Genomic DNA, 22,544 nt, shown 5'->3' on the forward strand with positions numbered 1-22,544 from the left:
CTGCGCCAGTAGGCTGGGGCGCGTGATCGATCTGAAGCAGCTGCGCGAGAACCCCGACGTCGTCCGCGCGAGCCAGACGGCCCGCGGCGACGACCCCGCTCTGGTCGACCTGGCTCTGGAGGCCGACGCCACCCGGCGGTCGTCCCTGGCGGCGTTCGAGTCCCTGCGCGCCGAGCAGAAGGCACTGGGCAAGCAGGTCGCCAAGGCGTCGGGCGAGGAGAAGGCGGAGCTGCTGGCCCGGACGAAGGAGCTCGCCCGGCAGGTCAAGGATCATCAGGCCACCGCGAACACCGCGCAGGAGCGTCTCGACGAGATCCTCTGGGAGATCGCGAACATCGCGCAGGGCGCGCCCGCCGGCGGCGAGGACGACTTCGTCGTGCTTCGCACCGAGGGCACGCCGCGGGACTTCGGCGCCGAAGGCTTCACCCCGCGCGACCACCTCGACCTGGGCGAGGGCCTGGGCGCCATCGACACCCAGCGGGGTGCGAAGGTGTCGGGCTCACGGTTCTACTACCTGACCGGTGTCGGTGCGCGGCTCGAGCTGGCGCTGCTCAACATGGCGATGGACCAGGCGGTGGCCGAGGGCTTCACGCCGGTGATCACGCCCACGCTGGTCAAGCCCGAGACGATGCGCGGCACCGGGTTCCTCGGCAAGCACGCCGACGAGATCTATCGCCTCGAGAAGGACGACCTGTACCTGGTCGGCACCTCGGAGGTGGCCCTCGCCGGCTACCACGCCGACGAGATCGTGGATCTCGCGGGCGGGCCGCTGCGGTACGCCGGCTGGAGCGCGTGCTACCGGCGTGAGGCCGGGTCGCACGGCAAGGACGTGCGCGGCATCATCCGCGTGCACCAGTTCCACAAGGTGGAGATGTTCAGCTACTGCCGCCCCGAGGACGCCGCCGCCGAGCACGAGCGGCTGCTGGCCTGGGAGGAGAACATGCTGGCCAAGGTCGAGCTGCCCTACCGGGTCATCGACACGGCGGCGGGCGACCTGGGTTCGAGCGCGGCCCGCAAGTTCGACTGCGAGGCGTGGCTGCCCACGCAGGAGCGGTACCTGGAGCTGACGTCGACGTCGAACTGCACGACGTTCCAGGCGCGCCGCCTGGGCGTGCGTGAACGCACCGAGGACGGGTCGACGCGCACGGTGGCGACCCTGAACGGCACGCTCGGCACGACGCGGTGGATCGTCGCGATCCTGGAGAACCACCAGCGGGAGGACGGTTCGGTGTACGTTCCCGCGGCGCTGCGCCCCTACCTGGGCGGCCTGGAGGTCCTCGAACCCGTCAAGGGTTGAGACGGAGCCGCGGCTCGGTCAGTGACGCACCTGGTTGGTGTGGCGGACGGAGTCCATGGCGCCGCGCACCTTGCGGAAGTTGATCGCCACGAGCACGTCCCGGTACTGGGCGGCGCGGTGCATCTGGCCCTTGAGGTCGTTGGCGGACGGGCGGTGCCTCAGATCGCACGGCACCTCCACGGCCACGTATCCCCTGCGGAGCAGGTCGATGGTCATGCCGGTCTCCACGCCCCAGCCCTTGGCCAGGGGCGTGGCGGCCTCGAACGCCTCGCGGGTGATGCAGCGCATGCCCGACAGCGGCTGCTTGGGGCTCCACCCGGTCATGGCCTGGATCGCCTTGCGGGCCGTCCCCACCACGATCCCCCGCCCGCCGGCGCCCGGCTGCTTGGGCAACAGGGCGATCGCGACGTCCGCCACGCCCTCCAGAACCGGCCGCACGAGCGGGGCGGTGTTGACGGCCGTGTCGCCCAGGTCGCCGTCGATGAACAACAGCAGGCGCGGCGGGCGGCCGTCCGCGTCGCGCATCGCGACGACGGCAGCTCCGGTCTCCATCGCGGCAGACTTGCCCCGGTTGTGCGAATGCCGCACGACGACGGCGCCCGCACCACGGGCGACGTTCGACGTGTCGTCCTCGGACCCGTCGTCCACCACGAGCACGAGATCGACGTGGGGGATGGCGCGAGCCGAACGCACCGCAGACGCGATGCGCTCTGCCTCGTCCTTCGCGGGGATGATCACGGCGACCCGCTGGACGTTCTTCCCTTGTCGTGTGCTGCCTGGACGCCGTGTCTTCGCGACCGGAAGAGCGTTCACACCTGTCCTGCCTAGAGCGTTGGTCTGCGTGATTCGGGGCAAGCCCCGCACAACAGAATGCAAAGGTTTACCCTGGGGATCCTACTCCACGAGTTGGGGAATTACCGTGAACACCCCGTGATATTGAACGAGTCCCTCAGCGCAAAGTGACCTGCCGCGAGACGATACCCGCTCTGGCGCGTCGCTCGTTCGCATCGAGCGGACCTTCCGCGGCAAGGGCTTTCGTGAGCCGCTCCGAGAGCTCGGCGATCGGCTCCTCGACGTCCTCCGCCTCGGTGCCGCGCGGAAGTTCCCACACGGGCACGATCAGACCTGACGCGCGAAACGCGCCGACAAAACGCCCACCGGCGAGTCCTGACTCGCGCTTGGCGTGCAGACGAGAAAGCGCGTCGATGACCGCGTCCTCGGGTTCGGGCCGCGCCCAGCGCACGAACTCACGCGTCATGCGGCACCAGTAGGCGGCTTCGACGCCGCCGAGCTTCACCGTGGGGATCGCGCCGGCCGAGGCATCCTCGAGAGAAGCCTGGACATCGGACGTGATCTCGGCATCCGGCGCCAGCCAGTAGTCGAAGCCCTCCTGCACCGTCACCTCGAACGGCACCGACAGGTCGAGCACGTCCTGCAGGCGGGGTGCGTCCGGCGCGGGAACACCGGCGGGCTCCACGGACGTACCGGGCTCGGCGTCGAGCGCGGTGAGCAGTGCCGCGGCGAGATCACGGCTGACATCTCCGGAACCGACGATGCCCTGTACCGCGAGCAGGACCGCACCGTCGCTCCGGTGCAGGGCGACCCAGCCCGCCGGGAGGTTGGTGACGATCGTGACGTCGCGCGAGCCGTACGCGGAGGTCGTGCGCGCGGTCCCCGTCGCCGACGGCACCACCTCGCGGAACGCGACCCAGTCGGGTTCGCCGGGAAGCCCCTCGAAGGGGCGGAGCACGAAGTCGTTCTGAGCCATGCAGGCGAGTCTATCCGTGTGAGGCGACTGTCACATCTGGTACTGATATGCAACAGTCGCCACACACTGATAGCGGTTTGGCACCAACAGAACTTCTTGGCGTCGAACGGCGGCTGATGTCAGGCGGTGGTGTTCCGCGCGGCCGCGTGCGCCGGTCCGCCGTTCCGGCCTCCGCGGTTCGCCACCAGCAGCGCGCCCGCCCCGCCGACGACCAGCGCGCCCGCAAGCCCGGTCAGCGCCGCCGCCTCCGTGCCGGTGGTCGCCACCCGCAGCGGAGCGTCGATGGTGGCCTCCCGGGTCGCGGCATCGGCCTCCTCGGCCACGCGATCCACCGTTGTCGGTTCGTACGACAGGAACTGCGCGCCCGCGGGGCTGAGCGCACCACGCATGCGCTGGCCGACGAAGTCGTTCGTGCCGTTGTGGAACGGCTGGGCCTCGCGCTCGGCCAGGCCGGTCAGCTCCTGCTCGACACCGCTCATCCCGGCCTCCGAGGAGGACATGTCCTCGGAACCGACGACAGCGGCATCACCGGTGGCAGCAGCCTGCGCCTCCAGGCTCGCCGCCCCGGCCACGCCGCCGGACGCGTCGACACCCTGGTCACTCGCACCGGCGGCCACGCCTGCGACGTCCTTGACCTCGGCATCGGCGCTGAGGCCACCCTCGTCGAGCTGGACACCCGCCTTTGTGCCGTCGGTCTCCGCCCGCAGTTCGAGACCATCTCCGGAAAGGGAGGCGTCCAGCTCGACCGCGCCGACGCCGATCCCGCCGAACAGGTTCATGAAGGAGGAGGACCCGCCGGTACCCTCCTCCGCGCCCTTGTACGTCTCCCACGGTGCTCGCTCGCCGCTCCGGGACGCCCCGCGCATGTGCCGCGGCTCGTAGGCACCCGACCGGTCCTCGTCAGGGTCGGAGGAGAAGGTTTCCGGCTCGAAGCCCAGGACTCGCGCGGTCGCCTTGAACGCGAGCACCTCGCCGTCCTCGTCGCTCTCCTGCGGGACTCCCGGGAGGGACTCCGCCGCGAGCTCCCGGTCGCGCGTGCCGCTGTAGTCGATGTCGGCCATGGCGAAGTAGCCGGGCTCGCCCTGCTCCGGCTCGGCCGCCTTGCCGGAGGCCTTCTTGCCGGTTTCCTTCTTGCCGGAATCCTTCTTGCCGGAATCCTTCTTGCCGGAATCCTTCGACGTCGAGTCCGTGTCGTCAGTACCCGTCGCCGCTGAAGCGAGGGTCTGCTTCCCGCCGGCGCCCGCCTCCGCGGACGGTCCCGGAGCACCGCTCGCGGAGGGCTTCGGGGACGGAAGGTGATCCCCGACGCCGGACACAGGTCCGGTCACGTCGTCCACCACGTCCTCGACCGGGTCCGTCGCCTCGTCCACGGCGTGGGACACGCCGTCCACCGCGTCGTCGGCGGCCGACGCCGCCCCGCCGAGGACACCGGAAAGGAGGCCGCCCACACCCTTCGACGATCCCCGGGTGTGCACCTCGACGGTGCCGTCATCCTTGACCTCGACGCCGCGCCCCGCACCACCGAACCTCGCACCAGGGCGGTCCGATCCGAACGCCTGGCCGACGCCGTCGTCGCCGCGATCGTTGTCGCAGGAGGCCGAGGCGAACGCGGGTGCCGCCGCGGTCCCCGCGGCCGTCGCCAGCGCGAGGGTGGCCACAACACGCTTGACCTGCTTGGTGGCCGTGCTCTTGCGAGTCGTCTTCGTTGCCTGCTTCATCAGCTGCTTCCCCTGTGGAGGCGGTCCGTACGTCCTTGAGCGCCGTGCCCTCCGGACGCTACCGCTCCGGGACTGACTGTTATACCCCGGAACGGGCGATCTATGCGGCGCACCATAACGATGGTGTAACGGGCGGTCAAGTCCGCTGCCCGAGGGCCAAAATGCGGGCCGTACAGGGAAATTACCGCCACGAAGGCCAGGGCCCGGCTCCGCGGACGCGAGGCCGGGCCCTGGTCTGACTCAGCCGATCACCGGCCTGCGCCGATCACCGGACGAGGCCGGTGGCCGTGCTCAGCACACCGTCCAGGCCGGCCGTCCCGGCCACGCCGTCCACGGTCCCCTGGACCTGGCCGGCGACTCCGTCGGTCTCCTCGATCAGGCCGTCCACGGTCCCGGCACCACCGTCCGCGCCGGCCGCCGTGCCCGTCACACCGCCGACGGCACCCGTCACACCGTCCACCGTGCCGCTCAGGCCGTCCACGGCACCGGCGGCATCGCCGACCGCGCCCGTCACGCCGTCCACCGGTCCGGTCGCGCCGTCCACGACACCGGCGGTCCCGGTCGCGCCGGTCACGATCCCGGCCACGCCGTCCACGAGAGTGAGCCCGTCGACCTCGCCCACCGCGTCCCGGACGGCAGGCGCCACGGCGTCGGCGACGGCACCCGGAGCCCCCTTCGCGGTGGCCTGGGCGGATCCCTTGACGGTGTCGGCCGCCACCAGCGCGCCGGGCACGATCCCGCGCTCGACCTGCCCGACCACCTCGGGCGCGACGTCGTCGGTCACGGCAGCGGCCGCGCCCGGCACGACCTTGTCCATGAGCGGACCCACCACGCCCGGCACGACTCCGTTCAGTGCCGTGGACATGGCGCTCGCCGCCGCACCGGTCCCCGGCGCGATGGTCGCGGGCAGACCGCGAAGCATGCCGGCGGCGAGGCGCGACACCCCTGAGGTGATGCCGGGAAGGTTCGAGACGACGTTCGCGGCGGGCGTCGTGACCTCTGCCACGGCTCCCGGGACCGCCTCGACGGCCCCGGGAGCCGCCGCGCCGGCGAAGCTCGCTGCCGAGTCGGCGGTCGAGCCCACCGCCTCGGTCGCGCCCTCGCTCGAGAACGCCGGCTGGGAGTAGTCCGGGGTGAGGTAGTCGGTCGGGGCGATCGCCGGGGGCAGGACGTCGCCGGCCACCGCCTCGGCCTGTCCGGCCACCGCCTCGGCCTGTCCTACGACGCCGCCGGCCTGCCCGAGGCCCGCCGACGCGTCGGGCAGCTCGGAGACGGGCAGCTCGGAGACGGGCAGCTCGCTGACGGGCAGTTCACTGACCGGCAGCTCGGAGACCAGGGCGTCGTGGTCCGGCAGGTCCACGACGTCCGTGGTGGGCAGGTCGCCGAGGTCGAGGTCTGGCTGCGGCAGCTCGGCCGCGATGGCCGGGGTGGCCGCGCCGGCTGCGGCCGTCGCGATGGCGACGGTCGCGATGGTCCGGGAGACCGGGGTGGGCCCGGCCTTCTTCTTCGATGCTGCGTGCTTCAAGGAGCTACCCCCATGGCTCTGGCGCGTTGCGCGATGTCAAATTTCCCCTTGCGTGCGCCGAAGCTAGTGCCGGACGAGGGGGTGAAAAAAGTCGACTCCGCGGGGGGCGATCCCACCAAAACACACCAACAAGACAATTCAGCGTGGGCTACGAATTCGGCCCCGCCAGGGTTCCGTGACGAAGATCACATTCTCCAGGCCACAACGGCTCTCATCAGCGGTTTCATGGGGCAACGATCGCACCGCGCCAGGGGCCTGCCGCAGGGCGCAGCAGTCTCGCCGCAAGAAGAAGCGCCCGGCCCCGCGGACGCGGGACCGGGCGGCGGGTCGGCGGATCAGCCGACGACGCCCGCGGCCGTGCCCAGCACGCCGCCCAGAGGAGCCACACCGGTGGCGGCGTCCTCGACCTGACCCGTCACGCCACCGACGATGTCGTCGCCCGGAATGCCAGAGACGGCACCCGCGGCGCCGTCCACGACGCCGGTCGCACCCGTCGCGCCGTCCACGACGCCGGCCACGCCGGTGACGCCGCCGGCCTGGCTCATGACGCCCTGGACCACCGGCTCCGCCGCGGCCGTCGCGGCCTGCGGCGCACCCCTGGTCGCGCTCTCCGCCGTGCCCTTCACGGCCTCGGCAGCGGCCAGCGCGCCCTGCACGGCGTCGCCCTGGCCCGCGAACCCGGGCAGGGAGTAGTTCGGGGCAACCTGCTCGACCGGGGCGATCGACGCGGGCATCGCGCCCTCGGCGACTGCCTGAGCCTCGCCGGCAGCGGCCTCGGCCATGCCGACGACGGCTCCGGCGTCCCCGAGGTCCGCCAGATCGGCAGGGAGACCCGGGACCTTGACGCCCGGAAGGTCGGCGCCACGCGGACCGGCCACGACATCCTGGATGCCGGAGACCAGGGCGTCGTGGTCCGGCAGGTCCACGATGTCGGTCGTGGGCAGGTTGTCCAGACCGAGGTCCGAGTGGGGCAGTTCGGCCGCCATGGCCGGGGTGGCCGCGCCGGCCGCAGCGGTCACGATCGCGACGGTCGCGATGGTGCGCGAGACCGGAACGGCCCCGGCCTTCTTCTTCGGTGCTACGTGCTTCAAGGAACTAACCCCCTGGATCAGGCGCGTTGCGCGAATTGAATCCCCTTGCGTGCCGCCGAAATTAGGCGGCAGGTGGAGAAGCGCGACATCGCACTTGTGGTTCGCCACACGCCAAAGAGCACCAACACGACAGTTCGGGGTGGAGCACGACGTGACCCACTCCGAGGTTCCGTGACGAGAGTCACATTTTGTCGTCCAGATGAGGCAAAGCGGGATCAGCCGTCGCGTCCGCGGAGGCGACGACCGCGGCGGCCTCCCGCGCCTGAGCGACGATCGCCGCCAGCCCCGTACCGGCCACCCAGCCGCCCGTGACCGCGAGCCCGGGAACGCCCCGCGCCACGTCGAGGAAGTGCTGGACCTGCGCGCGGTATGTGGGCGTGGGCGGCGGGAGCGCACCCTCCCAACGCTGGGTCACGAAGCCCCGCAGACGCCCGGTGAGGTCGGTGCCGAGCAGGGCGGACGCGTCGCGGACGGCTTCCTCTCGGGTGGGTTCCCGGCCTGGTTCGCCGATCCGCCCGTAGCTCAGCCGGACCACATGCATCCCGGGTCCGGCCGCGTCGCGCACGCGCCGGGCGAGCCACGGCCACTTCGCCGTGGCATGAGTGAGCGCCTTGGCCCGCACCGGAGCCTGATCCCGGCCGCCGAGCCGCAGGTCGTCACCGGCGGCGACCAGCATCCCGGTCCCACGCGGCGCGGCGTCCAGCTCGGGCGCCGCGACCAGGAGTGCGGCGAGCCAGATATCGGCTCCCGGATCCGGGACCGGCAGCTCGGGCGAGGGCGAGGGCACCTCTTGTGTCCCCGGACGGGGCCCCGGTTGGCCTGGCCACCGCCGAACGAGCAGGGGCGCCGCACCGGCGGTCGCCACCACCAGCCGGGCGGCCCGGAACACCACCGGCCCGTCCGGTGTGGCGGCGGTGACCACCCAGCCTCCGTCCGGGCCGATGTCCGTGACCCGGTGCGAGGTCCGCACGTCCAGCCGGCCCACCAGCTCGTCCACGAGCGCGTGCACACCACCGTCGATCCCTCGTACCGCGGCTCCGGGAGGCGCGGCGGCCCGCAGCGTCGCCACCGCGGCGGACAGCGACCCCGTCCGTTCGAACGCCGCCCGCAACCCGGGCGCCACGGCATCCACGTCGAGCCGGTCCAGCGGAGCGGAGTGCACCCCTGCGGCAACGGCGGAGACCAGCCGGTCGGTGATCCGCCGGCCCATGCGGGAGCGCACCAGTGCCCCGAGATCACCGAGGTCGGCGACGCCCCGCGGCAGCACCCGGTCCAGGGTTCCCCGGAAGGCACCCGGCCAGCCCACGGCCCGGCGCACGTCCGCGGCCCAGGGGCGCGACGGGATCCCGAGCACGCCGGCAGCCGGAAGAGGGAAGGCCCTTCCGGCGGCGAACCCCCAGGCCCCGAGCGTGGCCGGCGCCTCGACCGGCAGCCCGAGCTCCTCCGCGAGACGCTCCACCGCGCCGCCACGCACGGCGAACGACTCGGCACCGAGATCGACCGGCACAGCGGGGAGCGACTCGAACGCTCCCCCGCGGACCGGGCCGCCGGCACGCTCCGAGGCCTCGAGCACCACGACCCGCATTCCGCGCCGGGTGAGCTCCCAGGCCGCGACGAGCCCCCCGATCCCGCCACCGACGACGACGGCGTCGGTCCCGGCGGCCGACCGGTCTCGCCTCATCGCCGACCCCGGCCGGCCGGAGCGCGCCGGACAGGCATCAGGTCCCCGATCACAGCGAGTGCGCCAGATCCACCACGCGGGTCAGCACCTCAGGGTCGGTGTCCGGCGGCACGCCGTGCCCGAGGTTCAGGACGTGGGCCGGAGCGGCGGAACCCCGAGCCGCGACGTCCCGCACGTGCGCCTCGAGCACCGGCCAGGGCGCGGCCAGCAGCGCCGGATCGACATTGCCCTGCAGCGGCACACCGGGCAGCACGCCGGCGGCCTCGTCCAGGGGAGTGCGGTAGTCCACACCCACGGCGTGGTCCCGCACGCCCGCGGACACCAGCACGTCACGCATCTCGCCGAGCAGGTGGCCGGTTCCGGTGCCGAAGTGGATCCCCGGCACCCCCAGGTCCGCCACGTGCGACAGCGCACGCGCCGACGCCCCGGCGACCCGGTCGGTGTAGTCGGCACGGGAGAGCGACCCCGCCCACGAGTCGAAGAGCTGCACGGCCGACGCCCCCGCCTGGACCTGTGCCCGGAGAAAGGCGCCCGTGAGGTCCGCCGTCCAGGACACGAGCCGGTTCCACGTCTCGGGAGCGGCGTGCATCATCGTCCGGGCCGCGAGGTGGTCCCGCGACGGGCGCCCCTGGCCGAGGTAGGCCGCCAGGGTGAAGGGCGCACCGCCGAACCCGATCAGGGGTGTCGAGCCCAGCTCGGCCACCGTGAGCGCCACGGCTTCCCGGATCGGCGTCAGCGCGTCGTCGTCCAGGGAACGGGCCACCAGGCGTTCGACGTCGTCGGCGGTGCGGTACGGCTGGTCCATGACCGGTCCGACGCCGGGAGCGATGTCCACACCGACGCCCGCCAGCCGGAGCGGCACCACGATGTCGCTGAAGAAGATTCCGGCGTCCACGCCGTGCCGGCGCACGGGCTGCAGCGTGATCTCCGACGCGAGGTCGGGCCGCAGGCAGGAGTCGAGCATGCTGGTGCCCTGCCGCACCTCGCGGTACTCCGGCAGGGACCGTCCCGCCTGACGCATGAACCAGACGGGGAGACGCTCCGGGCGGTCTCCCCGGAGGGCACGAACCAGCGGGGCCGACGCCGTCCGTCCGTCGACGAGCGGATGGTCGGCCGGAAGGGCTGCTCCGGGAGCGAGCGTGGCGAGGTTCACGCTTACCGATTGTGCCCTGCGGCATGCCACCCAATAAAGTCGGAGGACTGTGGTTCTCCTCTCCCTCACCGCCTCCCACCGCGAGCTCGACCTGGACGCGCTGGAACGCCTGTCCATGGGATCCGCGTCCGTGGGCCGTACCGTCGTACGCACCTGCGGGCCGGTCGAAGGGGCCGTGGTCATCTCCACGTGCAACAGGTTCGAGCTGTACCTCGACGTGGACGCACCGCTCGACGGCCACGCCGTCGGACACGCCACGCACCACGTCGCGGAACTCGTCGCCGAGGAGTCGGGGGTCACGACGGAGGCCGCCGTCGACTCCTTCACCATCCGTACCGGGCCCGAGGTCACCGAGCACCTGTTCTCCGTGGCCACGGGACTGGACTCGATGGTCGTGGGCGAGCGGGAGATCGCCGGCCAGGTGAAGCGCTCGCTCGCCGTGGCCCGCGAGCAGGAGACCACCTCCAAGACGCTCGAACTCCTCTTCCAGACGGCGTCCCGCACGTCCAAGCGGGTCGGTTCCGAGACCGAGCTCGGCGCGGCCGGCCGGTCCGTGGTGTCGCTCGCGCTGGACCTGGCCGAGGACGAGGTCCCGCGCTGGGACTCCGCACGTGCCGTCCTGATCGGCACGGGATCGTATGCCGGCGCGTCGGTCGCGGCCCTGCGCGCCCGCGGCTGCGCCGACATCCGCGTGTACTCGCAGTCCGGGCGCGCCGCGCAGTTCGCCGTGTCCCATGGGGTCGACGCCGTCGACGACCTGGTCGAGGCCCTGGCTGACGCCGACGTCGTGGTCTCGTGCAGTGGTGCCCGCGGACGCGGCGCTCGTGGGGCGACGAGGACGGCCGATGCTGACGCGAGCCCGGCGGCGGGGCGGCACCCGGCACCCGGAGACCGTCCCGCCGCGGAGGCGAGCCTCGGCCACGTGCTCGACGCCGCCGCCGTCGTGCGGGCCCGGGAGCGCGCGGCCGACCGTGCGGGCGACGAGCCGGAGCCCGGCGCGCTGGTGATCCTGGACCTGGCGCTGCACCGGGACGTGGACCCGCACGTGGTGGACGTCGAGGGTGTGCTGCTCTACGACCTCGCCGGGCTGAAGGCGCACGCGCCCGCGGTGGCACGGGACGTCGTCGGGCACGCGCGGGGCATCGTGGGCGCCGCGGCGCGGGCCTTCGAGGAGACCCGGCTCGGGCGTGAGGCCGACGCCGCCGTGGTGGCGCTGCTGGACGAGGCCGAGGACCGGGTGCGGGCCGAGACCGACGCCGCTGTCGCGCGACTGGCCGCCGCACGCACGGCCGCCGGGGATGCGGGGCCGACCCCGGAGGACGCCGACGAGATCGCCCGCGGCATCCGGCGCCGCGTACACGCCGACCTGCACCCGAGGATCGTCGCGGTACGCGCCGCGGCCCGGGAGCGGGCGAAGGCCCAGCAGGCCGAGGTCATCGAGGGCGCGGAGTCGATCGCCCGTGAGGCCGGCCAGAAGTCCTGCCCGGCCGGCCGATCCGGGAGTGCGTGATCCCGGCCGAGGGACCGTGCGGATCTGACGCGCTGCTGTGAGATGCGCCGACGGAGCACGGTCGGATTTTTTTCGGTGCGCTTCTGGGTGGAGACTGGGTTGGTGACCTCGACCCCCACGTCCGTCAGCACACCGTCCGGCGCCGACGCCGGTACCCCCATCCGCCTCGGCACTCGCGGCAGCGCCCTCGCCATGACGCAGAGCGGCACGGTCGCCCGCCGGATCGAGCACCTGACCGGGCGTCGGGTGGAACTCGTCCGGATCCGCACCGAGGGGGACGTGAGGACCGGCTCGCTCGCGAGCCTCGGCGGCACCGGGGTCTTCGTCACCGCGCTGCGCGAGGCGCTGCTCGACGGACGCTGCGACGTCGCCGTGCACTCGCTGAAGGATCTGCCGACCACGCCGCACCCCGGGCTGACCTTCGTGACCCCGGAGCGGGAGGACCCGCGCGACGCCCTGTGCGCCCGCGACGGCCTCACCCTGGCCACGCTGCCGACCGGTGCACGGGTCGGCACGGGCTCCCCGCGACGGGCCGCGCAGGTTCGCGCGGTGCGCCCCGACCTCGAGGTCGTCGACATCCGCGGCAACGTGGGAACCCGGCTGGACCGCGCGCTGGGCCCCGAGGCGGACCTGGACGCCGTCGTGCTCGCCACGGCCGGCCTGAAGCGGGTCGACAAGACCGACGTGATCAGCGAGTACATCCCGGTCGAGACGATGGCGCCCGCGCCCGGGCAGGGAGCGCTGGCCGTGGAGGTCCGTACGGCCGACGTCGTGCCCGGCGACGCCGGGACCGTTCCGGACACGGGCCTCGCGGACGCGCTCGCCGACCTCGACGACCCGGCCACGCGCCTGGCAGTTCTCGCGGAGCGCTCCGTTCTCGCCCGGCTGGAGGCCGGCTGCGCCGCGCCCGTCGGTGCGCACGCGGTGCTGTCCGACGGCGGTCTGCACCTGCGGTCCGCGGTGGCCGCGGTCAGCGGAGCCGGCCGCATCACGCGGACCATGAGCGCGGACCTCGGCCCCTATGCCGCCGGGAACCGTGCATGCGCCGACCCCGAACTGGACGAGATCGCCCGGGACCTGGGCGTCCGCATGGCCGAGTCGCTCCTGGCCCTCGGAGCCCACGAGCTGGCACCCCTGGGGTCACCGGTCACGCTCGCGACCGGCGTCCCGTCCGCCGTCGGCCCGGCGCCGGTCACCGACGCCGCGCGGCCCCTGCACGGCGACACGGAGAGGGCGTGACCGCCAGGTTGCCGACCACACCGACGGTGCTCGTGGCGCGCTCCCCGGAGCGGGCCGCGGGCCTGATCGACCGACTGGGCCGAACGGGGGTCACGGCGGTATCCGGGCCCGTGGTCGAACGGGCTCCGGTCGAGGATCCCGCCCACGTCGCCGAGCTTGCCGACGCACGCGCCGCCCTCGCCCGCGGCGAGTACGCCTGGGTGGCGTTGACGAGCGTGAACGCGGTGGACGCGCTCCTGGACGGGCCGGGGCGGAGCGGCCTCGCGGAGGCGAGGACGCTGTGGGCCTGTGTCGGCCCCGCCACGCGGCGCGCGATCGAGCGCCACGGGCTCACCGTCGCTCTCGTCCCGGCGGACCGCATGACGGCGGCCGCCCTGGTACGCGCCTTCCCTGCCTTTCCAGCCGGTGACCGCACCTCCACCGACCGGGACGGCGTGGTGGACGGACCGGGCACCTCGGAGGGTCCGCTCCCAGGGCGCCGCGTGCTGGTGCCGCTCGGGGACCTGGCCGCTCCCACGCTGCCCGAGGGGCTGCGCGCCAAGGGGTGGGAGCCGCATGTCGTCACCGCCTATCGCACCGTCGCGCGGGACCTGGCCCGGGACGTCGTCGAGCACGCGAGCACCACGGGGTACGACGTCGTGGTCGTGGCGTCGGGATCGGCGGCGCGCCAGGTGGCCGCGCAGCTGGGACCGCAGCGCGTCGTCGCGATCGGCGAGCCGTCGGCGCGCGCCGCACGCGAGGCCGGGCACGAGGTCGTGGCCGTGGCCGCGCGGCCGACGGACGACGCGCTCGCGACCGCCGTCGTCCACGCCCTGGATTTGTCAGCATGAGTTCCGCTCTACCCGCCCATCACGAAGGAGTCACCCCGTGAGCACCTCCGGGATCGTGTACCGGCCGCGCCGCCTGCGCGCGACGCCTGCCATGCGCCGTCTGGTCGGCGAGACCCGACTGCATCCGGCCGAGCTCGTCCTGCCCCTCTTCGTGAAGGAGGGGCTGCTCGAGCCACGGCCGATCCCGTCGATGCCGGGCCAGGTGCAGCACACCGAGGAGACGCTCGGCCGGGCGGTGGCGCAGGCGGCCGAGGCGGGCCTGGGCGGCGTGATGCTGTTCGGCATCCCGGAACGGCGGGACGCGACGGGTTCGCAGGGCGACGCGGAGAACGGGATCCTGCAGCGTGCCATCCGGATCGCGCGGCACGCCGTGGCAGGGGCCGACGGCGGTTCCGGTCCGGTGGTGATGGCCGACACCTGCCTCGACGAGTTCACGGACCACGGCCACTGTGGTGTGCTGACCGGCGACGGCCGGGTGGACAACGACGCCACGCTGGACCGGTACGCGCGCATGGCGGTGGCGCAGGCTCGGGCCGGGGCCGACGTCGTGGCGCCCAGCGGGATGATGGACGGCCAGGTCGCCATGATCCGCGAGGCGCTGGACGAGGCCGGGTTCGAGGACACCACGATCCTCGCCTACAGCGCGAAGTACGCGAGCGCGTACTACGGACCGTTCCGGGACGCCGTCGACTCCCAGCTGCAGGGCGACCGCCGCACCTACCAGATGGACCCGGGCAACGCGCGCGAGGGTCTGCGCGAGGCGGACCTGGACCTGGCCGAGGGCGCGGACATGGTCATGGTGAAGCCCGCGGGCTCGTACCTCGACGTGCTACGCGCGGTCGCCGACCGGAGCGACGTGCCCGTGGCGGCGTACCAGGTGTCGGGCGAGTACGCGATGATCGAGGCGGCCGCGGCGAACGGCTGGATCGACCGGCGGGCGGCAGCGCTGGAGTCCGTGACCGCCATCCGGCGCGCGGGCGCCGACGTGGTGCTCACCTACTTCGCCCTGGACATCGCCGGCTGGCTCGGCTGAAACCCTGCGCCGCCCGAGCGCGACCACGCCGTCGTGCTCGGGCGGCGCGGAGCCACCCCCGCAGAATGGTGTGGTCGCGAGAGGCGCACCAGGACGACCTAGGAGAGACAGCTGACGTGAGCGAGATCGAGACGCAGGCAGCGGGCAGGGACCCGAACCATGCCGCGTTCCTGCGAGCACAGGGCGCGATCCCCGGCGGGGTGAGCTCACCGGTACGGGCGTACGGCAGCGTGGGCGGCGACCCGCGGTTCCTGGCCTCCGCCCGGGGCCCGTACGTCACGGACGTGGCGGGGCGGGAGTACGTGGACCTGGTGTGCTCGTGGGGCCCGGCCCTGCTGGGGCACGCACATCCGCAGGTCGTGGCAGCGGTGCAGGAGGCCGCGGCGCGCGGGCTGTCGTTCGGGGCGCCGACCCTGGGCGAGGTCGACCTGGCCGAGGAGATCCGGCGCCGCGTGCCGGCCGCCGAGCACGTGCGTCTCGTCTCCACGGGGACCGAGGCGACGATGACGGCCGTGCGCCTCGCCCGCGGCGTGACCGGCAGGCCGATGATCGTGAAGTTCGCCGGCTGCTACCACGGGCACGTGGACGCGCTGCTGGCGGAGGCCGGGTCGGGTGTCGCGACCCTCGCGATGCCCGGGTCCGCGGGGGTCACGGAAGCCGCCGCCGCGGAGACGCTGGTGCTCCCGTACAACGACCTGGCGGCCGTGGAGGCGGCGTTCGCCCAGCACGGGTCGCGGATCGCGGCCGTCGTCACGGAGGCGAGCCCGGCCAACATGGGCGTGGTCCCGCCGCACGAGGGCTTCAACGAGGGGTTGCGCCGCATCACCAGCCGGCACGGCGCCCTTTTCGTCATGGACGAGGTGCTCACCGGGTTCCGCGTGGGACCGTCGGGCTGGTGGGGCCTGGAGAACGCGGAGAACACTGCCGACGTCACCGGCTCGGCCGGGTACACGCCCGACCTGTTCACCTTCGGCAAGGTGGTCGGTGGCGGGATGCCGGTCGCCGCGCTGGGCGGGCCGGCCTCGATCATGGATCACCTGGCGCCGCTGGGGCCCGTCTACCAGGCGGGCACGCTCTCCGGGAACCCGGTCGCGGTGGCCGCGGGGCTGACGACGCTCCGCCTCGCGGACGACGCCGTGTACGCCCATGTGGACCGCACGGCCCCGGCGCTGGCCGACGCGGCGGGAGAGGCTCTGTCGGCCGCCGGAGTGGAGCACGTGGTGCAACGCGCGGGTTCGCTGTTCAGCGTGTTCTTCGGCCCGCTGGCCGCCGTGTCCGGCGTCCGCGACTACCGGCAGGCCCAGGCGCAGGAGTCGTACCGCTACACCGCGTTCTTCCACGCGATGCTGGAGGCCGGGGTCGCGCTGCCGCCGTCCGTCTTCGAGGCGTGGTTCGTGTCCGCGGCCCACGACGACGACGCCGTGAACCGCATCCTGGAGGCGCTGCCGGCGGCGGCGCGGGCGGCAGCAGCGGCGAAGCCGTAGGCCGGGGCCGCCGACGGGACAGCGGACCGTGGAACGCCGCCGCCGGCCGGAGGAGACACGGCCGACGGCGGCGGGCAGAGGGCGTCAGGACAGATCGACCACGGTGCCACCGATCGTGATCACGAGGCGGCCGTCGGCGTCGAAGCTCCAGTCCAGGCTCCCGCCGTACTGCGAGCACCGGGAGCCGTTCGACCCGTCCCAGAACTGGTTCGAGCCGTCGGCGTCGCCGAGGTACCGGTCGGTCGACCCCGAGTCGCACGAGGTGTTGTTCCGGAACACCGAGGTGCCGCCGTCGAACTGGAAGTTGCGCTGCTCGTTGCCAATGCTCAGGTTGTTCGAGACGGTCATCGTGCCGGGGTTGCTGTTGTACGTGAACCCGTGCTTGCCGTTCTCGAAGGCGACGTTGCGCCGCACCGTGTGATCGACGGCGATGCCGTCGCCACCCAGCTTGAACCCGTTGCGGTCACCGTTGGCGTTCACGGTGCCGTCCGACAGCGAGCCGTTGCCGAGCGAGAGGGAGTCCTCGATGGTCACGGCGCCGATCGGTCCGGTCGCGCTCTTGGTGTACAGGTCGTAGCCGTCGTCGATGTTGTTGTACGACACCGTGTAGCGGAAGACGTTCCCGGGGCCGACCGTGAGCTTGGGCGCGAAGCCGTCCGCGTCCTCACCGTCCGAGTCGGCGTTGTCGTGCGACACCGCGCTCAGGATGAGGTTGTTCGACGGCCACTCGGAGCTGGGCGCCCCGGCGGTGTAGCGCGAGAGCTGCAGCCCGGTGTCGTGGTTGAACCGCGTGACCGTGCGCTCGATGATGTCGTCGTTCCCGCCCAGCAGGATGCCGTTGTCACCGGCGTGCTCGACGACGATCCCCTTGATGTGCCACCAGTCGCCGCCGATCGCGAGCCCGCGGTTGGACGAGTCCTCGCTCTGCGCGGAGAAGTTCAGCACCGGCGTCTCGCCCGGGTAGGCGAACAGTTCGGTGCGGTCACCCGCGAGCCCGTCGTTGCCGGGCTCGATGCGGACCGTCTCGGACAGCGCGTACGTGCCGCCGCGCAGGTAGATCGTCCCGCCGGGCTCGATGCCGGCGATCGCGGCGGTCAGCGTGGTCGGGTCGCTCTCGGTACCCGAGGCGCCGTCGGTACCGCCGGGCGCGACGTACAGGGCGTCGCCGCTGGGGGGCTCCTCGGTGCCCGGGTCGCTCCCGCCGTCGCCGGGGTCGGCCCCGGACGCGTCGGCGTAGGTCTCGAACTCCGCCACGGCGGGCGTCCCGGACGAGCTGGTGATCACGAAGTCGATCTTGCGCAGCGACGCCGCCGGGAAGGTGATGACTCCCGCACCGCTGCCGCTGGTCAGGACGGTGCCGCTGTCGTGGTCCACGACGTCGTAGGAGCCGATGTTGCCCTCGCTGCCCGCGGCCTCGCGGATGTTGACGGCCGCCACGGTCTGGTCGGTGCCCCACTTGACCGAGATGCGGCCGGTGGAGCCGGTCGGGGACCACACCGTGCTCATGTCGCCGTCGATCACGTTGCCGTAGCTCGTGCCGCTCGCCTTGCTCGAGCCGTCCGCGCCGGCCCCGATGCTCAGGTTCTCACCGCTGGGCTCGCCGGGGTCCGTCGGATCGGTGGTCGGTTCGGTGGTGGGGTCGCCCGGGTCGGTCGGGTCCGGGTCCGGCACGGTGGGCGTGCAGCTGCCGTCCGAGACCGCCAGGTCGGTGTGCGAGCCGGCGGTCTGCGCGAGCAGGTTCGGCACGCACTCCGCGGCGTCCATCGTGTACGAGTACGGGATGCTCACCGACGTGGTCGACGTCGGGTTCGGGCCCGCCGGGTGGTCCTCGCTGTTCCAGGTGATGTTGTCCCAGATGTTGCCGCTGACCTCCCAGGAGCCGAGCTCGTCGGTGTAGAAGGTGCCCAGCGGGTTGGCCGAGTCCTCGAAGTAGTTGTTCTCGACCTTCACCTTCGCGCCCAGGCGGGAGTTGATGCCCGACTTGACCAGTCCCACGAAGTGGTTGTCGTACGTGTGGGCGGTACCGGCGCGCAGCAGCGGGGTCCGCGAGTCGATGTTCTCGTACAGGTTGTGGTGGTACGTGATGTAGGTGTTGCTCGTGTCGCTGTCGCTGGAGCCGACGAGGCCGCCCCGCCCCGAGTCGCGCAGCGTGCTGTACGACAACGTCACGTACCGGGTGTTGGCCTTCAGGTCGAAGAGAGCGTCGTAGCCGTCCGACTCACCGCCCGAGGCGCGCAGGTCGACGTGGTCGACCCAGACGTTGTGGACGTCGGACTCCATGCCGATGGCGTCGCCACCGTTGGAGGTCGGGGAGCCCGACTTCTTGACGTTCTGCACCGTCAGGTTCTGGATGATGATGTTGCTGGCCTCGCGCACGTGGATGCCGAGCTCGTCGAAGACGGCGCCGCTGCCCACGCCGATCAGCGTGACGTTGCTGATCTGCTTCAGCTCGATCTTGTCGTCCGCCGTGTTGCAGCTGTCGCCAGACACCTTGCTGGTGTTGCCGTGGTTGATGGTGCCCTCGACCTCGATGATGATCGGCGTGTCACTGCTGGCGCGCGTGCACAGGGCCTCGTGGATCTCGGTCCCCGTGGTGGCCCGCACGGTCGCACCGCCGGCACCCCCTGTCGTCCCGCCGTTCTGGGTCGCGTAGCCGGTAGCGCTCCCCAGGGCCTGGGCCTCGGTCATGAACTGCGTGGCCATCCCGATGGTGGCCGCGAGCGTCACCGTGGCGACCCCGGCGACGATTCGTGCTCCTGGTCGTCTCATCGTCTTCCTCACGTTCGTCGTTGAAGGTGGGGCTCCACGACATCCGTCGGATATCGCTTTCCAGGCAAGATACCGGTTTCTCGCCAGGAAATCCAGGATGCCGGATAGATTGAATAAAACGCTGCAATGTCGCCGTTTTGAGGGGCTGACGGCACCAACTCGCTCACAGCCCTTGCTTCACACCTACCCCCCTGGGGTATAGTATGCCCATGAGTGAGAACGAGGCACAGGGCTGCCACTCCACCACGGCCGCCGCCGCCGGGCCGGAGGGCGAGCACGGCTCCGGACCGCACGACGGTCCGCACGGCTACGCCTCCGACAAGGAGGCGTACCTCAAGCGCATGCGCCGTGTCGAGGGCCAGGTACGGGGCATCGCCAGGATGATCGACAAGGACGCGTACTGCATCGATGTTCTCACCCAGGTCGCGGCCGTGACCAAGGCGCTCCAGGCCGTCAGCCTGGCGCTCGTCGAGGACCACCTCGGACACTGCGTCGTCGACGCCGCCCGTGCCGGGGACGACGACGGGGCCGCCGCCAAGGTCCGCGAGGCGAGCGACGCCATCGGCCGGCTCGTGCGGATGTGACCGCCGCTCAGCGGCGTGACCACCGGCTACCGTGACCACGGGCAACGCAGCGAGACAACGACGAAGGAGTCCGACATGACCACGGTGACGACCCTGAACGTGACCGGCATGACCTGCGCGCACTGCGCGTCCGCCGTGACCAGCGAGCTCATGGCCCTCGCCGACGTGCAGGACGTGTCCATCGAGCTGCACGCCGGGGGAACGTCGAGGGTCGCGGTCGTCTCGAAGCTGCCGCTGACCGAGGCGCCGCTGCGCGACGCCGTGGACGAGGCCGGCTACTCGGTCGAGGGCGTCGAGGTCCTGGAGAACGCGGTGGCCGCCGAGTCGAGCGCGCAGGCACCCGGGCGCCAGGCGACCCACATGCTGCCGATCGTCGAGAAGTAGTCCGGAGGCGGCAGGCCGGCCGGCTGAGGAAGGACCAGTCGTCATCATGGAGACAGCGCACGAGACCGGGCGGAGAACGGCCGGCACGGGCGAGGTCGAGCTCGCCGTGGAGGGCATGGCCTGCGCGTCGTGCGTCGCGCGGGTCGAACGCAAGCTCAACAAGGTCGACGGCGTCGAGGCCACGGTGAACCTGCCGCTGGAGTCGGCGCATGTGCTGCTGTCCGGCGACGTCGACGACGCGACGCTCCTCGAGGCCGTCGAGTCCGCGGGCTACCAGGCCCGTGTGACGCGCTCCCGCCGCTCGGAGCCCAGGCCCGGCACCGCCGAGGCCCCCCGAGCGCCCGGTGAGCACACCGGGCATCGGCACACGGAGTACCGGGGCGCCGACCTGCTGAGACGGCTGCGCGTCGCGGCGATCCTCGCCGTCCCCGTGGTGGTGCTGTCGATGGTGCCCGCGATCCAGTTCCCGGGGAAACTGTGGCTGGTCGCGGCTCTCGCGTTGCCGGTCGCGACCTGGGCCGCGTGGCCGTTCCACTCCGCGGCAGCACGCGCGGCGCGCCACGGCTCGTCGACCATGGACACCCTCGTGTCGCTCGGCGTGATCGCGGCGACGCTCTGGTCGCTCTGGGCACTGGTCGCGGGCGCGCTCTCGTCAGGACCGGGCACGCCGCACGTGTACTTCGAGGTCGCCACGGTGGTGACGACCTTCCTGCTCGCGGGCCGCTACACGGAGTGGCGCAGCAAGCGACGCGCCGGCGACGCGCTGCGAGCGCTGCTCGCGCTCGGCGCGAAGGATGCCGAGCTGGTCGCGCTCGGGCCGGACGGGACGCCCCTCCGGTCCGACGACGGCCGTTGGCGCACGCGGTCCGTCGCCGTGTCCGAGCTCCGGGTCGGCGACGTCTTCACCGTCCTGCCGGGTGCGACCCTCGCCACGGACGGCGTGGTGGTTCATGGCATGTCCGCCGTCGACACCTCGCTGGTGACGGGCGAGCCGGTGCCGGTCGACGTCACGGTGGACGACGCGGTCGTCGGTGGCACCGTCAACACCTCGGGCCACCTGCTGGTGCGGGCCACGCGAGTCGGCGAGGAGACGACGCTCGCCCGAATCGGCCGCCTGGTGAGCCAGGCGCAGACGGGCAAGGCCCCGGTCGCGCGGCTCGCGGACCGGATCTCCGCGGTGTTCGTTCCGGTGGTGCTCGCCCTCTCGGCGCTGACGCTCGTGGGCTGGCTGGTCGCGACGGGCGATCCGGACGCCGCGTTCACCGCCGCCGTGGCGGTGCTGATCATCGCCTGCCCGTGCGCCCTGGGCCTGGCCACCCCGACGGCGATCCTGGTCGGCACGGGTCGCGGCGCCCAGCTCGGCGTCCTGATCCGCGGACCGGAGGTGCTGGAGGAGACACGACGCGCGGACACCATCGTGCTCGACAAGACCGGGACCGTGACCGAGGGGCGCATGACCCTGGAGGAGGTCGTGGTCCCGGACGCCCCCGGCGACAAGGCGTCGCACGAGCTCCTGCGCCACGTGGCGGCAGTCGAGGCACTCAGCGAGCACCCGATCGCGCAGGCGATCGCCCGGGCCGGGGCGGCGCAGAGTCCACCGGAGCTGGGCGATCCGGAACACGCCGAGGCGGCGAACGCGGGAGAACTCGAGGTCAGCGGCTTTGTCGCGCACCCGGGTGGCGGTGTGGAGGGCCTGGTGCGGCGGTCGCACGCGGGCCTCGGCAACGGACCCGGTGCCGGCGGCATGGGCCTGAACACACGCCGGGTCGCCGTCGGGCGTGCCGACTGGCTCGGCGGCCGGGGTGTGACAGTGCCCGCCGGGGTGACGGAGGCCGTCGAGCGGGCGGAGACGTCCGGCGCGACCGCCGTCGTGGCCGCGCTCGACGGCACCGCGCGCGGAGTTCTGGTGCTGCGCGACCCGGCCAAGCCGACGTCGGCGGCGGCCATCGAGGAACTCAGGCAGCTCGGCCTGCGGCCGGTCCTGCTGACCGGGGACAACGAGGGCGCGGCCCGGCACGCGGCTCGCGAGGTCGGGATCGCCGACGACGACGTGATCGCGCGGGTGCTGCCCGACGAGAAGGCCGCCGTCGTGGCCCGGCTGCGGTCCGAGGGCCGCACGGTGGCGATGGTCGGCGACGGCGTGAACGACGCCGCGGCCCTGGCGACCGCCGATCTGGGGCTCGCCATGGGCACCGGGACCGACGTCGCCATGGAGGCGAGCGACGTCACCCTGGTGCGCGGGGATCTCCGCGCGGCAGGGTCGGCGGTACGGCTGTCCCGCCGGACACTGCGGATCATCAGGCAGAACCTGTTCTGGGCCTTCGCGTACAACGTCGCGGCGATCCCGCTGGCGGCGTCGGGCCTGCTGAATCCCATGATCGCGGGCGCCGCGATGGCGGCGAGCTCGGTCCTGGTGGTCTCCAACAGCCTCCGCCTCCGCCACGCAGCCTGACCCACCCCTGTCTCTTATACACATCT

Annotated in this window: 17 protein-coding genes; 9 read left to right on the forward strand and 8 right to left on the reverse strand. The window is 72.7% G+C overall.

The window, feature by feature from the left end; genetic code table 11:
• The first annotated feature begins 22 nt into the window (after window positions 1-22).
• Window positions 23-1,297: a serine--tRNA ligase gene (gene serS, locus HGK34_RS13620; RefSeq protein ID WP_201848226.1), complete on the forward strand. Its 1,275-nt coding sequence runs from the start codon at window positions 23-25 to the stop codon at window positions 1,295-1,297.
• An 18-nt stretch (window positions 1,298-1,315) separates the two neighbouring features.
• Here the strand turns inward: serS and HGK34_RS13625 are convergent, their stop codons facing one another.
• The 7 genes from HGK34_RS13625 to hemE all read right to left on the reverse strand — a co-directional run bounded on the left by HGK34_RS13625 (window position 1,316) and on the right by hemE (window position 10,233).
• Window positions 1,316-2,110 (reverse strand): glycosyltransferase family 2 protein, encoded by a 795-nt coding sequence (locus HGK34_RS13625; protein ID WP_307815953.1) that lies wholly within the window; start codon window positions 2,108-2,110, stop codon window positions 1,316-1,318.
• A 136-nt stretch (window positions 2,111-2,246) separates the two neighbouring features.
• Window positions 2,247-3,065 (reverse strand): DUF5926 family protein, encoded by an 819-nt coding sequence (locus HGK34_RS13630; RefSeq protein ID WP_201848228.1) that lies wholly within the window; start codon window positions 3,063-3,065, stop codon window positions 2,247-2,249.
• Window positions 3,066-3,184: 119 nt separating this feature from the next.
• Window positions 3,185-4,783 (reverse strand): hypothetical protein, encoded by a 1,599-nt coding sequence (locus HGK34_RS13635; RefSeq protein ID WP_201848230.1) that lies wholly within the window; start codon window positions 4,781-4,783, stop codon window positions 3,185-3,187.
• Window positions 4,784-5,048: 265 nt separating this feature from the next.
• The gene (locus tag HGK34_RS13640; RefSeq protein WP_201848232.1) at window positions 5,049-6,308 is read right to left on the reverse strand and encodes a hypothetical protein; all 1,260 of its coding nucleotides are present in this window, start codon (window positions 6,306-6,308) and stop codon (window positions 5,049-5,051) included.
• 335 nt (window positions 6,309-6,643) lie between these two features.
• Window positions 6,644-7,399: a hypothetical protein gene (locus HGK34_RS13645; RefSeq protein ID WP_201848234.1), complete on the reverse strand. Its 756-nt coding sequence runs from the start codon at window positions 7,397-7,399 to the stop codon at window positions 6,644-6,646.
• Window positions 7,400-7,580: 181 nt separating this feature from the next.
• The gene (locus HGK34_RS13650; protein WP_201848236.1) at window positions 7,581-9,080 is read right to left on the reverse strand and encodes a protoporphyrinogen/coproporphyrinogen oxidase; all 1,500 of its coding nucleotides are present in this window, start codon (window positions 9,078-9,080) and stop codon (window positions 7,581-7,583) included.
• 49 nt (window positions 9,081-9,129) lie between these two features.
• Window positions 9,130-10,233, reverse strand: a complete 1,104-nt coding sequence (gene hemE, locus HGK34_RS13655; RefSeq protein ID WP_307815954.1) for a uroporphyrinogen decarboxylase — start codon at window positions 10,231-10,233, stop codon at window positions 9,130-9,132.
• 49 nt (window positions 10,234-10,282) lie between these two features.
• Between hemE and HGK34_RS13660 the strand changes: the two genes are divergently transcribed.
• The 5 genes from HGK34_RS13660 (at window position 10,283) to hemL (ending at window position 16,329) form a co-directional block, all read left to right on the forward strand.
• Window positions 10,283-11,743 (forward strand): glutamyl-tRNA reductase, encoded by a 1,461-nt coding sequence (locus tag HGK34_RS13660; protein ID WP_201848241.1) that lies wholly within the window; start codon window positions 10,283-10,285, stop codon window positions 11,741-11,743.
• A 102-nt stretch (window positions 11,744-11,845) separates the two neighbouring features.
• Window positions 11,846-12,982, forward strand: a complete 1,137-nt coding sequence (gene hemC / locus HGK34_RS13665) for a hydroxymethylbilane synthase (protein ID WP_307815955.1) — start codon at window positions 11,846-11,848, stop codon at window positions 12,980-12,982.
• Window positions 12,979-13,812, forward strand: coding sequence for a uroporphyrinogen-III synthase (locus tag HGK34_RS13670; protein WP_201848245.1), 834 nt, complete (start codon window positions 12,979-12,981; stop codon window positions 13,810-13,812). Before hemC ends, HGK34_RS13670 begins: the two co-directional genes overlap by 4 nt.
• A gap of 37 nt (window positions 13,813-13,849) precedes the next feature.
• Window positions 13,850-14,845 carry a porphobilinogen synthase gene (gene hemB, locus HGK34_RS13675; RefSeq protein ID WP_201848247.1) on the forward strand — a complete coding sequence of 332 codons (996 nt, stop codon included), beginning with the start codon at window positions 13,850-13,852 and terminating at the stop codon, window positions 14,843-14,845.
• Window positions 14,846-14,961: 116 nt separating this feature from the next.
• Complete coding sequence (gene hemL / locus HGK34_RS13680; protein ID WP_307815956.1) at window positions 14,962-16,329, forward strand: glutamate-1-semialdehyde 2,1-aminomutase; 1,368 nt, start codon at window positions 14,962-14,964, stop codon at window positions 16,327-16,329.
• 84 nt (window positions 16,330-16,413) lie between these two features.
• On the opposite strand, the gene HGK34_RS13685 is transcribed toward hemL, so the two are convergent.
• On the reverse strand, window positions 16,414-19,098 hold the full coding sequence (locus HGK34_RS13685) for a right-handed parallel beta-helix repeat-containing protein (protein ID WP_201848251.1): 2,685 nt from the start codon (window positions 19,096-19,098) through the stop codon (window positions 16,414-16,416).
• 209 nt (window positions 19,099-19,307) lie between these two features.
• Between HGK34_RS13685 and HGK34_RS13690 the strand changes: the two genes are divergently transcribed.
• The 3 genes from HGK34_RS13690 (at window position 19,308) to HGK34_RS13700 (ending at window position 22,518) form a co-directional block, all read left to right on the forward strand.
• Window positions 19,308-19,682 (forward strand): metal-sensitive transcriptional regulator, encoded by a 375-nt coding sequence (locus tag HGK34_RS13690; protein ID WP_201848253.1) that lies wholly within the window; start codon window positions 19,308-19,310, stop codon window positions 19,680-19,682.
• A 75-nt stretch (window positions 19,683-19,757) separates the two neighbouring features.
• Complete coding sequence (locus HGK34_RS13695; RefSeq protein WP_201848255.1) at window positions 19,758-20,066, forward strand: heavy-metal-associated domain-containing protein; 309 nt, start codon at window positions 19,758-19,760, stop codon at window positions 20,064-20,066.
• Window positions 20,067-20,112: 46 nt separating this feature from the next.
• Complete coding sequence (locus tag HGK34_RS13700; RefSeq protein WP_201848258.1) at window positions 20,113-22,518, forward strand: heavy metal translocating P-type ATPase; 2,406 nt, start codon at window positions 20,113-20,115, stop codon at window positions 22,516-22,518.
• The last annotated feature ends 26 nt before the right edge of the window (window positions 22,519-22,544 follow it).

The sequence above is a fragment of the Myceligenerans indicum genome, assembly GCF_016742955.1.
Lineage (GTDB): Bacteria > Actinomycetota > Actinomycetes > Actinomycetales > Cellulomonadaceae > Myceligenerans > Myceligenerans indicum.